A 12,635-nucleotide genomic window follows, 5' to 3' on the forward strand; every position below is an offset into this window, starting at 1 on the left:
AGTTTGAGGGTGTTCAGGTCGATCGGGCCGACCTGGGTGCGGGCCAGGTCCGCGACCGGGTGGCCCACCGCCTCCATGAGGCGGCGCACGATGTGCTTGCGGCCCTCGTGGAGGCGGATCTCCACCAGCGCCTTGGCACCGTCGTTGTCGACCACGCGGAAGGAGTCGACCTCGACCGGGCCGTCCTCCAGTTCCACGCCCGCGCGCAGCTGCTTGACCACGCTGTGCGGGACGGGGCCGGGCACCTTGGCGATGTAGGTCTTGATGACCTTGTACCGCGGGTGGGTGAGCCGGTTGGAGAGCTCGCCGTCGTTGGTGAGCAGGATGAGGCCCTCGGTCTCGGTGTCGAGCCGACCGACGTGGAAGATCCGCTCCTCGGTCTGGCCGGTGTAGTCGGCCAGGGTGGGGCGGCCCTCGGGGTCCCACATGGTGCTCACGACGCCGCGCGGCTTGTTGAGCGCGAAGTAGAGCTTGTCCGGGGAGGTGACGACGCGCATGCCGTCGACACGGATCTCGGACTTCTCCGGGTCCACCCGGGCGCCGAAGCGGCGGACGACCTCGCCGTCCACGCTGACGCGGCCGGCGGCGATCATCTCCTCGCTGGCGCGGCGGCTGGCGACACCGGCGGCGGCGAGGGCCTTCTGGAGGCGGATGCCGCCCTCGACGTCGGTGTAGCTGTCGCGGGCCTCGTCGGGACGGTCCTCGTCCTTGGGGTCGTACTCCGAACGCAGCGCGTTGAGGCGCTCGCGGGCGGCCTTGGAGAGCTGGTTCTCGCTCTTGACCTCGCCCATGGGCACCTTGCGGCCGCCGGGGAGGTCGGCCGAGTGGTCGACCTTGTGCCTGGGCTTCTTGGGCCGCGAGTCACGGTCGCCCTCGAAGGAACGCCGGTCGTCACCGTCACGCCCGCCGCTGAAGGAGCGCCCGCCGCGGTCGTCACGCGAACCGCCGTAGGAACGGCCGCCACGCGAGTCGCCGCCGTCGCGCCCGCCGCGGTAGCCGCCGCGGTCACCGCCGTCACGGGAGCCGCCGTAGGAACGGGCACCGGGACCGCGCAAGTCGCGGTCACCGAACGAGCGGCCGCCGCGGTCGTCGCGCGAACCGCCGGGGCCACGGGAGTCACTGCCGCCCCGGTAGCCGCCGCGGTCACCGCCATCACGCGAGCCCCCGTAGGAACGTCCGCCGCCGGAGCCGCCGAAGTCACGGCCGCCCCGGGAGTCACGCGAACCGCTGTGGCCACCACGGCCGCGGTCGTCGCCGCCGCGGTAGCCGCCCTGGCCACGCGAGTCGCGATCGCCCCCGAAGGAACGCCCGCCACCCTGGCCACGGGAGTCACCACCGCCGCGGTAACCACCGGAGCCGCCGTCACGGGAGCCGCCGTAGGAACGGGCACCGGGACCGCGCGAGTCGCGGTCACCGAACGAGCGGCCGCCGCGGTCGTCGCGCGAACCGCCGGGGCCACGGGAGTCGCTCCCGCCCCGGTAGCCGCCACGGTCACCGCCATCACGGGAACCACCGAACGAACGGCCGCCGCCCTGGCCGCGGTCGTCACGCGAACCACCGTAGGAACGTCCGCTACCGGAGCCGCCGAAGTCACGGCCGCCCCGCGAGCCGCCACCGTCACGGGAGTCACGCGAACCGCTGTAGCCACCACGGCCGCGGTCGTCGCCGTCACGCCCGCCGCGGTAGCCGCCCTGGCCACGCGAGTCACGGTCGCCCCCGAAGGAACGCCCGCCACCCTGACCACGGGAGTCGCTCCCACCGCGGTAACCACCGGAGCCGCCGTCACGGGAGCCCCCGTAGGAACGTCCGCCGCCGGAGCCGCCGAAGTCACGGCCGCCACGGGAGTCTCCACCGTCGCGCCCGCCGCGGTAGCCACCACGGTCACCACCGTCACGAGAGCCACCGAAGGAACGGCCGCCACCGGAACCGCGGGAGTCACCACCGCCCCGGTAACCACCGGAGCCGCCGTCACGCGAGCCCCCGAAGGAGCGCCCGCCACCGGAGCCGCGCGAGTCGCGGTCGCCGCCGAACGAACGGCCGCCCCGGTCGTCACGTGAGCCACCGTAGGAACGGCCCTCACCCGAACCACGGGAGTCGCGGTCACCGAAGGAGCGGCCGCCGCCGGAGCCACGGGAGTCACCACCGCCCCGGTAACCACCGGAGCCGCCCTCACGCGAGCCACCGTAGGAGCGGCCGCCGCCGGAGCCGCTGCCGCCGCGGTAGCCACCGCGGTCGCCGCCGTCGCGCGAACCACCGTAGGAACGACGGTCACCACCGTCACGAGAATCACTCATGGAACGTCCCTCACCTGCGCCACGGAAATCACGGCCGCCGCTGCGGCCCTCACCAGTACCTCGGAAGTCACGCCCGCCACGGGAGTCACCACCGTCACGCGAGCCGCGGTATCCGCCGCGGTCCCCGCCGTAGGAGCGGCCGCCGGGGCCGCGGTCGTCGCGGCCTCGCGGGCCGCGGTCGTCCCCGCCTCGGGGACCTCGGTCGTCGCGGCGGTCTCGGCCGCCGCCTTCGTTGCTTCGATCGCCGCGCTCACCGCGCGGGGCGTCGTCCCGCGCACCGCGGGAACTTTCGTTAGGTGTGCTCACCGGTGTCGTCTAGACCTTCGATGTCGTCGGGCAGGAACGGTGCCAGATCCGGCAGCTCTTCGAGGCTGCGCAGGCCGAGCCGTTCCAGGAAATAGGAGGTGGTCCGGTACAGCAGGGCACCGGACTCCGGGTCGTGACCGGACTCTTCGATCAGCCCCCTCAGTACGAGGGTACGCATGACGCCGTCGCAGTTGACACCGCGGACCGCGGAGACCCTGCCACGGGAGACCGGTTGGCGGTAGGCCACCACCGCCATCGTCTCCAGCGCGGCCTGGGTCAGCCGCACCTCCTGCCCTTCCTTGAGGAAGTGCTCCACGATGTCGGCGCACTCCGGCCGCGTGTACACACGCCAGCCGTCGGCCACCGCCCGAAGGTCGAAACCCCTGCCCTGCTCGGTGTATTCCCGCGACAGCGATTCCAGCGCCTCGGTGACCACCGCCACCGGCACCCCCAGGGCGCGGGCCAGGTCGTACTCCGAGATCGGCTGGTCGACGACCATCATCACCGCCTCCAGGTCGCGGCGCAGGGTCGGCGGCACCTCGGCGGTCCCCTCCACGGTCACTGGTCCTCCCCCGTCTCCCCGTCCGCCGGTTCGGCGTCGTACTCGCTGTCCACCTCGACCTCGGCGTCGCCACCGGTCCAGGTGACGACCAGCTGCCCGAGCGGTTCGGGCTGGTCGAAGCCCACGTTCGCGGCCCGGTACAGCTCCAGCAGGGCCAGGAACCGCGCGATGACCTCGAAGGTACCGTCGCATTCGGCGGCCAGCTCCGCGAACGTCATGCTCCCGCGCTCGCGCAGCACCGCCACCATCAGCTCGCCCTGCTCCTTGACGGAGGTCTTGGGCTGGTGGATGTGGGTGACGGGGACGCTCGGCGGCTCCTTGGGCGTGAACACCATCCCGGCCAGCGCCGCGAACTCCTGCGGCCCCAGCTTGAACAGCACCTCCGGCCGCAGCGCCTCGAACCGCTCCTCCAGCGGCACGGCGCGCGCGTACCGGCGGCCCTGCGCCGCCAGCCGGTCGCGCAGGAACGCCGCGACCTCCTTGTACGCCCGGTACTGGAGCAGCCGCGCGAACAGCAGGTCGCGGGCCTCCAGCAGCGCCAGGTCCTCCTCGTCCTCGACGTCGCCGCGCGGCAGCAGCCGGGCCGCCTTCAGGTCCAGCAGGGTGGCGGCCACGAGCAGGAAGTTGCTGGCCTGGTCCAGGTCCCAGGCCTCCCCGTGGGCGCGGATGTGCGCGATGAACTCGTCGGTGACCTTCGACAGCGACACCTCGGTGATGTCGAGCTTGTGCTTGGCGATGAGCCCGAGCAGCAGGTCGAAGGGCCCCTCGAAGTTGTCGAGGTGCACCAGGAAGGCGTTCTCGCCCGCCTCCACGGCCTCGTCCGGGGCAGGTCCGCCCGTCATGCCCTCGGCCCCTCGTCGTCGTTACCCATACGCACAAGGGTGTCACCGGCCTGACCCCGCCGGTGACACCCGCTTCGTCCGCGCCCCCCGGTACCCCCTCCGACACCGGGTGGGCGTTGCTCGACCCCTGGTCGATCCGTTCAGTCCTCGCTCAGCCGCCGCACCAGCATGCTGGCGGGCCCGTGCTCCTCGAAGTCGGCGAGCAGGACGGCGACGGCCTCACGGACCAGTCGGCCCCGGTCGGCGGTCAGCCCGTGCTCGGCGCGCAGCGACAGCCGGGTCTGCTCCAGGGCCAGCAGCTCGGGCCCGGAGATGTAGACGGTGATCTTCTCGTCGTGGCGCTGCCTGCCGCTGGGCTTGGGTGCGCCGTCGACCACCTTGGTGGAGCCCTTGGCGCGCGCGGGGCGCGTGCGGGGCTCGGTCCTTCGCTGTTCCGGTGCCGTGTACTGGCGTTCGGTCTCCGTGTCGGGCACCGCGTCCACCTCGGTGCCGCTGGGGCGGAAGAACAGTTCGTCCGCCCCGGGTAGGGTCACGCGCCGCGACCGCTGAGAGGCCACCTCGCCAGCACCTCCTTGGCCAGGTCCCGATAGGCGTTGGCGCCGGCCGAGGACGAGTCGAACCTGGTGATGGGCTCGCCCGCCACGGTGGCGTCCGGGAAGCGCACGGTGCGGTTGATGACCGTGCCGTAGACCTTGTCGCCGAACCCGTCGATGATCGTGGACAGGACCTCGCGGGCGTGGAGTGTGCGCGGATCGTACATCGTGCCCAGGAACCCGTCGATGACGAGGTCCTCGTTGAGCCGCTCCTGGACCTTCTGGATGGTGTCCATGAGCAGCGCGACCCCGCGCAGTGCGAAGAACTCGCACTCCAGCGGCACGATGACGCCGTCGGCGGCGGTGAGCGCGTTGACGGTGAGCAGGCCCAGCGAGGGCTGGCAGTCGATGAGGACGACGTCGTAGTCGTCGATCACCGGGCGCAGCGCCCGGCCGAGCATCTGCTCGCGGGCGACCTCTCCGACCAGCTGGACTTCGGCGGCGGACAGGTCGATGTTGCTCGGGATCAGGTCGAGGCCGTCGATGTCCGTCTTGAGCAGGACGTCCTCGACCGTCACGTCCCGCTGCATGAGCAGGTTGTAGACGGTCAGGTCCAGCTCGCGCGGGTCGAGGCGGCCCAGGCCGACGGACAGTGCTCCCTGCGGGTCGAAATCGACCAGCAGCACCCGTCTGCCGTATTCGGCGATGGCGGCGCCGAGGTTGATGGTCGTGGTGGTCTTACCGACCCCACCCTTCTGATTACAGAGTGCTACAATCCGTGCCGGGCCGTGTTCGTCGATAGGCTCTGGCACCGGATAGGTCCGCTCCGGTCTTGACGCGTGCAGATCGGCCCCCGTGTTGCGTGTCGTGCCCCAGGGGTTGGTCACCGGGTCGGCGATTTCCTGCTCGCCGACGGCCGCATCGTGTGCGGCGGCGTCGTTCTCCGACCAGTTCACAACCCTGGACCTCCCCTACGGACCGGCCACGGCCCGAAGGGATGCCGTGCCCCTGGAGCCTGGCGGCCGTCGGAAACTCAATATGTCGACAGCAACGTACCTCTGTGCGGCGACTCTAGAACGCCGACACGACGCACTTCAACGAAACCCACGTGTAGAATCCCACGTCTTCGCCCCCGAGGGAAACCGAATGCGAAGATCCGCACCCGCCGAACCCCCTATCCCTGCGGGCTTTCTCGCAGGTCGGAGCCGCTTCTGCGGTGTGCGCGCGGATGACTGGACGCGTAGACCTCGCGCAGGCGGTCGACTGTCACAAGTGTGTAGACCTGTGTCGTGGTGACCGAACTGTGCCCCAGGAGTTCCTGCACGACCCGGATGTCCGCGCCGCCGTCGAGCAGGTGGGTGGCGAACGAGTGCCGCAGGGTGTGCGGGGACACCCCCTCCACCCCGGCGCGCTCGGCCACCGCCCCCAGCACGCCCCAGCCGCCCTGGCGGGTGAGCCTGCCGCCGCGCGCGTTGAGGAACAGCGCCGGGCCGCCCCGGCCGCGCCCGGCCCGGGCCAGCACCGGACGGGCCCGTGTCAGGTAGGCGGCCAGCGCCCGCCGGGCGTGGGAGCCCAGCGGGACCAGCCGTTCCTTGCCGCCCTTGCCGGTGATCCGCACCAGGCCCACGTGGTCGTCGGGCACGGGGGCGTCCAGGCCGACGGCGTCGGCCACGTCGTCCACGTCGGCGCCGACCGCCTCGGAGATGCGCGCCCCGGTCCCGTACAGCAGCTCCAGCAGCGCCCGGTCGCGCAGCGCGAGCAGGGCCGCCCGGTCGCCGGCGGCGGGCGCCTCCACCGGCCCGGCGGCCGCCAGCAGGCGTTCGACGGTCTCCACCGGGACCGCCTTGGGCAGCCGCATGGGGGTGGCGGGCGGGGCCAGGTCCGCGGTCGGGTCGGCGGCGGCCCGGCCCTCGCGCACCGCGAACCGGTGCAGGCCGCGCACGGCGGCCAGGGTGCGCGCCGCCGACGCCGCCGCCAGCGGCGCCCGCCCGTCACCGCCTTCGCGCAGGGCCCGCACAAAGGAGCCCACCACCACGGGGGTGACCCCGTCCACGGCGTCCACCCCCGCCGCGGCCAGGTGCTCACCGTAGCGGCGCAGGTCGGCGCGGTAGGCCGCCAGTGTGTTGTCGGCCAGCGCCCGTTCGGCGCTCAGGTGGTCCAGGAACGCCGCGCACACCCGCTCCACCCCGGAGGGGCCGCCCGCGCCCGTCACGGCTCGGCGGGCTCGCGCAGGCCGGTGAAGCCCTCGCGGGAGGCGGCGTGCGCGGCCAGGACGCCGATCACCGTCGCCCCGTTGTGCAGCCGCCCGGCCAGGGCCAGGCCCACCGCCTCGTCCAGCGGCACCCACTCGGCGACCAGGTCGGCCTCCTCGTGCTGGCGCTCGAAGTCGATCTCCTCGACCGGCACCTCCGACAGCCCGCGGGCCAGGAACACGTAAATGCGCTCGTTGGAGAAGCCGGGGCTGGGGAAGAAGTCGGCGAGCTCGTGCCAGGTGTCGGCGCGCAGCCCCGCCTCCTCCACCAGCTCGCGGCGGGCGGTGGCCAGCGGACCCTCGCCCTCGCCGTCGATGATCCCGGCGGGCAGCTCCCACAGCGTGTGCCGGGTGGCGTGCCGGTACTGGCGCTGCAGCAGCACCCGGCCGGCGTCGTCCAGGGCCAGCGCGGCCGCGGCCCCCGGGTGCTCCATGTAGTCGCGGGCGGCGAGGCTCGTACCGCGGCCGCCCGGGCCGGGCATCCGCACCCAGTCGGTGCGCATGCCCACCAGGCGGGAGCGGAAGCGGTCCTCGGACCGCTCCACCGGCCACGACGCGGGGGCGTCCGCGATCTTCGCGTCCGCCCCCGTGTTGTCGGTTCCGGCCGGGCGGGTGTGACTCATATGCTCTCGCCTCTCAGGCTCGTGCCCCGCCCGGCCCCACCTTCAGGACTTCTTGTTCTCCAAGGCCGCCGCGATCAGACCGCGGAACATCGGGTTGGCCTTGGTCGGCCGGGAACGCAGTTCCGGGTGCGCCTGCGTGGCGATGTAGAACGGGTGGACGTCCCGGGGCAGCTCGACGTACTCCACCAGCTTGCCATCCGGGGACAGCCCGGAGAACACCAGACCCGCCTCCTCCAGCTTGGGCCGGTAGGCGTTGTTGACCTCGAACCGGTGGCGGTGGCGCTCGGACGCCTGCGCCTGGCCCCCGTACAGGTCGCGCGCCAGGGTGCCCTCGCCCAGGTCGGCGGGGTACAGGCCCAGCCGCATGGTGCCGCCCATGTCGCGCTCGCCCGAGACCACGTCCTCCTGGTCGGCCATGGTGGCGATGACCGGGTCGACGGCCTTGTCGTCGAACTCGGTGCTGTTGGCGCCCTCCAGGCCCAGCACGTTGCGCGCGTACTCGATGACGATCGCCTGCAGGCCCAGGCAGATGCCCAGCAGCGGGACGCGGTTCTCGCGGGCGTAGCGGATGGCGCCGATCTTGCCCTCGATGCCGCGCACGCCGAACCCGCCGGGGATGAGGATGCCGTCGACGCCGTCCAGCTCGGCGGCCGCGCCCGAGGGGCTGGCGCAGTTGTCGCTGGCGACCCAGCGGATGTTCACCCGGGTGTCGGTGGCGAACCCGCCGGCGCGCAGCGCCTCGGAGACCGACAGGTAGGCGTCGGGCAGGTCGATGTACTTGCCGACCATGGCGATGGTGACCTCGTGGTCGGGCTGGTGCACGCGGCGCAGCAGCGAGTCCCACTCGGTCCAGTCCACGTCGCGGAACGGCATGCCCAGGCGGCGCACGACGTAGGCGTCCAGGCCCTCGCGGTGCAGCACCTTGGGGATGTCGTAGATGGACGGGGCGTCGGGGGTGGAGACCACGCCCGCCTCGTCCACGTCGCACATGAGGCTGATCTTGGACTTCAGGCTCTGGGTGATGGGCCGGTCCGAGCGGCACACGATGGCGTCGGGCTGGATGCCGATGCTGCGCAGGGCGGCGACCGAGTGCTGGGTCGGCTTGGTCTTCATCTCGCCCGAGGGGCCCAGGAACGGGATCAGCGAGACGTGCAGGAAGAAGCAGTTGTCCCGGCCGATCTCGTGGCGGATCTGGCGGACCGCCTCCAGGAACGGCTGCGACTCGATGTCGCCGACCGTGCCGCCGATCTCGGTGATGACGATGTCGACCTCGGGGTCGTCCATCGCGTAGATGCGCGACTTGATCTCGTTGGTGATGTGCGGGATGACCTGCACGGTGTCGCCGAGGTAGGCGCCCTGCCGCTCCTTGGCGATGACGCTGGAGTAGATCTGCCCGGTGGTGACGTTGGCGGTCGCCGACAGCTCGGTGTCGAGGAAGCGCTCGTAGTGGCCCACGTCCAGGTCGGTCTCGGCGCCGTCGTCGGTGACGAACACCTCGCCGTGCTGGAACGGGTTCATCGTGCCGGGGTCCACGTTGAGGTACGGGTCCAGCTTCTGCATGGTGACCCGCAGGCCGCGCGACTTCAGGAGGCGGCCCAGGCTGGAGGCGGTGAGGCCTTTGCCAAGACTGGAGGCGACGCCGCCAGTAACGAAAAGGTGCTTGGTACTCGCGGCGGATGCCAAAGTGTTGCTCCCGTGGGTTGAGTGGCTACGGCGGGCTCGGAGGAGCCAGAGCGGCCGTGCGGCGGTCCGGCTCCGGCAGCGGTGGGATCATCGCTCGGTGCGCAGGACATCCACGGGGCACCAGGATAACAGGCCCCCGCGGGACCACATCCGCAGAACGCCGCTCCCGGGGCCGGTGTTCCCACCGCGACCTGCGGCGATCCCCGGGGTTACCGGCCGGTGCGCCGGTTCGGGGTGGCGTGTCGTCTGCGTCACCGGCCCGGGAACGCCCTCCCGCCGGGGTTCGCTACCCCCGCCCGCGGTCGCGCCGCCGCCCGCCGTTCGCGACGAACACCACACGCCGCCGCGTCCACTCGCCACACCCGCCCCACCCGTCACACCGCTCACACACGTGCACCGGCACCCGCCCCGCCGCGGGAGGCGTCCGCCGAGGCACGACCGGCCACCGGCGCCATCGGCCGGAGGGGCCGGCACACCGGCATGCGGACGGTCGTCGGGGCCGCCCGGGCCGCACCGGCCTCGGTGTTCGGGCGGTCGGCGCCGGTCGGGCGCCGCGGCTCCCAGGTGCTTGCGGGGTCCTGGCGGCGACGGTCCCGGCGGAGTGCTCCCGGCGGGGCCGGCGTGCGTGGTCGGGCGGATGCCGTCTCCGGCCGCTCCACCGCCACCTGCCGGCGGGGGCGGCGGTCAGGCGGGGAAGTTCCCGGCGCGGCCCAGGTAGGCCGGGGGCTCCTTGCCCAGGCGCTCGCCCGTCCAGTCGCCCAGGGCGGCGGCTCCCGACAGGCTCACCCCCGTGTGCAGCCCGCTGCGGTGCAACAGGTACAGCAGGTCCTCGGTGGCGATGTTGCCGGTCGCGGCGGGCGCGAACGGGCAGCCGCCGAACCCGCCCACACTGGAGTCCAGCACCCGCACCCCGGCCTCCACTGCCGCCCAGGCGTTGGCGTACCCGGTGTTGCGGGTGTTGTGGAAGTGGCAGCGCAGCGCGCGCTCACCCGCGACCGCGGCCACCGCGCCCACGAGCTCGGTGACCTGGCGGGGCACGCCCACGCCGATGGTGTCGGCCAGCGCGATCTCCACCGCGGAGGTGTCGGCGATGCGCCGCACCACCTCCACCACGCGTTCGGTGGACACCTCGCCGTCGAAGGGGCAGCCGAACGCCGTCGACACGGTGACGCTCAGCGGGATGCCGGTGCCCTCCAGGGCCCGGTCGATGTCGGCCAGCGCGTCGAGCATCTCGTCGACGGTGCTGCCCTGGTTGCGGACGCTGAACCCGTCGGTGGCGGGCACCGCCACGTTCACCTCCGACACCGCGGCCTCCACCGCGCGGTCCAGGCCGCGCCGGTTGAGGACCAGTCCGATGTGGGAGACGCCCGGGGTGCGCCGCACGCCCTTCATGATCTCCTCGGCCCCGGCCATCTGCGGGACCCGCTTGGGGTTGACGAAGCTGACCGCCTCGATCCGGCGCACGCCCGCGTCGGCGGCCCGGTCGATCATCGCGATCCGGTCCTCGACCGAGAGCACCCTCGCCTCGTTCTGGAGCCCGTCGCGCGGCCCCACCTCGACGATCTCGACGTGCTCGCCGTCCACCGGCCCCCGGTCGTCCACGGTCATGGCCCTGCCCCCTCACCACGCGCCCTTGCGTTCGCGCACAGGCTAGCCGAGCGGGCCGCGGGGGCGCGGCGGCGGGGCCGGTCGGCGTGGTGCGGAGTCGGTCAGCGCAGGGCGAGGGCGGGGCGGATCTCCCAGGTCGTCCAGACCGGGCGGTAGCCCATGCGGTGCCAGAAGGGGCCCGACAGCGGGTTCATGGCCGCGTAGTTGAGCACCGAGACGCCCACCCCGTGGCTGTCCAGCGCCTGGTGGGCCTGGCCGACCAGGGCGGTGCCGATGCCGTTGCCGCGTTCGGCGGCGGTGACCACCCCGTAGCCGATGTGCGCGATGGGGCGCGCCTTGACCAGGGACTTGGCCCAGCGGGAGCGCTCGGGCGGGGACACCCACAGCAGGCCCACGGCGCGGCCGCGGCGCTCGGCCAGCCAGATCCAGGAGCGGTCCCGCTCCAGGGCGCGGGCGGCCACCTTGCGGGTCTGCTCGGCGGTGTCGGGCTGTAGGAACACGCCGCCGAAGTGCTGCTCGTAGCGGTGCTCCTCCATGAGGAGGCCCACCACCTGGGTGAGGTCGCTGCGGTCGGCCAGGCGGATGGTGACGTCGCGCGGCGGCAGCGACGGGGGCACGCCCCGGCGGCGCTGGCGGGCGGCGAGCACGGTGTAGGGCTGTAGGCCGTGGCGCTGGAGCGGGGCGATGCCGCAGACGTCGCGGGCGGGCCAGCTCACCAGGGCGGCCGACTCCGAGCCGGTGCCGGTGGGCAGGTCCTCCAGTTGGTCGCGCCAGCTGGTGAGCAGGGAGTCCAGGGCGCGGGCGGGCTCGGGGCCGCCGACGATGGGGGTCAGCCAGTGCTGGTCGGGCACGCCCCAGATCCGGCCGACCTCGCCGGGCTGGTACCAGGTGTAGTGCATGGCGCCGGCGGCGACCGTGCGGCCGTCCTCGTCGCTGACGGTCAGCAGGGGGTAGGAGTCGGCGGCGAAGCTCACCGGTTCGGGCAGCAGGGAGTCAGCGGCCGCCCAGCGCTGGGCGGCGGACCGCACCAGCGGGTCAAGGCCCGCATCGCCCCCGGGCGACTCATCATGTCGCACCCGTGCGACATAACCGCTCATCCACCCCTCCCCTAGCGGGTCTCACGTGTCCACCCCGCCGCCGTGCCGCCTCGACGCGAGCGGGACGAAACGACCGTACCGTCTCAGAGTCGGGCGGGGGAACGATACAGCCGACCGACACCGAAAGTTCACCCTCGGTGGTGGCATCCGCCCGATCCGTCATCCCCGCCCGCCGCAAAGCGGACGTGGACGCTGACCACCGTAACCGATCCAAGGTCACTCTCAGGTGGCGGGGCGGTCAATCCACCGACACGGATTCCCGTTGTGGTACGGGGTTCCGCCATGGACCACCGTATCCGGACCGCCGCGGCGGGGTACCGCGCCGGGTCATTCCTGGGCGACGCCGCCCTCGGCGACGGTGGTGTTGCGGCCCTGGTTGACGATGGTGGGCTCGCCCCCCGCGAAGGAGATCGTGTTGTCCACCCCGACCAGCACGATCTTGTCGGCCGAGCCGACGTCGACGGTGGAGCCGCGGCCGGTGGCGCGGACCACGCCGCAGGAGCCGTCCAGCACCACGACGGCGTCGTTGGCCGAGACCACGACCTCGCGGCCCGCGCACTCCTCGTGGATCTCCGAGCCGTCGTCGACGACGATGAGCACGTCGTCGGCGTTGACGTTCTCCTCGGGGATCGTGACGGCGTCGGCCCCGGGGGGCAGGTCGGGGCCCTCGACCTCCTCGCGCCCGAAGGCCAGACCGCACCCGGTCAGCATGGTGCCGAGCAGCACGGCGCCGCCGGCGGCCACCTGGAGTCGAGCCCTCATCGTTTCCCCCACACCCGGATCCATCCGGCAATTGCGACATACATCCTGCGCAAGACCAAGATTATGTCACGCGG

Annotated in this window: 11 protein-coding genes; all 11 read right to left on the reverse strand. The window is 72.8% G+C overall.

Annotated elements, in window-relative coordinates:
- Window positions 1-1,055, reverse strand: a 1,055-nt coding sequence (locus ACJOT3_RS10445; RefSeq protein WP_406971342.1) for a pseudouridine synthase, incomplete at its 3' end; no start/stop codon positions are given.
- Window positions 1,056-2,586: 1,531 nt separating this feature from the next.
- The gene (scpB, locus tag ACJOT3_RS10450) at window positions 2,587-3,162 is read right to left on the reverse strand and encodes an SMC-Scp complex subunit ScpB (protein WP_406971344.1); all 576 of its coding nucleotides are present in this window, start codon (window positions 3,160-3,162) and stop codon (window positions 2,587-2,589) included.
- Window positions 3,159-4,004, reverse strand: a complete 846-nt coding sequence (locus ACJOT3_RS10455; protein WP_406971346.1) for a segregation and condensation protein A — start codon at window positions 4,002-4,004, stop codon at window positions 3,159-3,161. The genes scpB and ACJOT3_RS10455 overlap by 4 nt, the downstream gene beginning before the upstream one ends.
- Window positions 4,005-4,144: 140 nt before the next feature.
- Window positions 4,145-4,537: a hypothetical protein gene (locus ACJOT3_RS10460; protein WP_406971348.1), complete on the reverse strand. Its 393-nt coding sequence runs from the start codon at window positions 4,535-4,537 to the stop codon at window positions 4,145-4,147.
- On the reverse strand, window positions 4,534-5,493 hold the full coding sequence (locus tag ACJOT3_RS10465; RefSeq protein WP_406971350.1) for a ParA family protein: 960 nt from the start codon (window positions 5,491-5,493) through the stop codon (window positions 4,534-4,536). The genes ACJOT3_RS10460 and ACJOT3_RS10465 overlap by 4 nt, the downstream gene beginning before the upstream one ends.
- A gap of 218 nt (window positions 5,494-5,711) precedes the next feature.
- The gene (locus ACJOT3_RS10470) at window positions 5,712-6,749 is read right to left on the reverse strand and encodes a tyrosine recombinase (RefSeq protein ID WP_406971352.1); all 1,038 of its coding nucleotides are present in this window, start codon (window positions 6,747-6,749) and stop codon (window positions 5,712-5,714) included.
- Entirely contained in the window at window positions 6,746-7,411 is a 666-nt protein-coding gene (locus ACJOT3_RS10475) for an NUDIX domain-containing protein (protein ID WP_406971354.1), read from the reverse strand. Before ACJOT3_RS10475 ends, ACJOT3_RS10470 begins: the two co-directional genes overlap by 4 nt.
- 42 nt (window positions 7,412-7,453) lie before the next feature.
- The gene (gene pyrG / locus ACJOT3_RS10480; RefSeq protein WP_406971356.1) at window positions 7,454-9,094 is read right to left on the reverse strand and encodes a CTP synthase; all 1,641 of its coding nucleotides are present in this window, start codon (window positions 9,092-9,094) and stop codon (window positions 7,454-7,456) included.
- A gap of 684 nt (window positions 9,095-9,778) precedes the next feature.
- Window positions 9,779-10,702, reverse strand: coding sequence for a hydroxymethylglutaryl-CoA lyase (locus ACJOT3_RS10485; RefSeq protein WP_406971358.1), 924 nt, complete (start codon window positions 10,700-10,702; stop codon window positions 9,779-9,781).
- A gap of 101 nt (window positions 10,703-10,803) precedes the next feature.
- The gene (locus tag ACJOT3_RS10490) at window positions 10,804-11,799 is read right to left on the reverse strand and encodes a GNAT family N-acetyltransferase (protein ID WP_406971360.1); all 996 of its coding nucleotides are present in this window, start codon (window positions 11,797-11,799) and stop codon (window positions 10,804-10,806) included.
- Between the two features lie 327 nt (window positions 11,800-12,126).
- On the reverse strand, window positions 12,127-12,561 hold the full coding sequence (locus ACJOT3_RS10495) for a DUF3060 domain-containing protein (RefSeq protein ID WP_406971362.1): 435 nt from the start codon (window positions 12,559-12,561) through the stop codon (window positions 12,127-12,129).
- Window positions 12,562-12,635: the final 74 nt, after the last annotated feature.

The sequence above is a fragment of the Nocardiopsis protaetiae genome, from assembly GCF_045446735.1.
Lineage (GTDB): Bacteria > Actinomycetota > Actinomycetes > Streptosporangiales > Streptosporangiaceae > Nocardiopsis > Nocardiopsis protaetiae.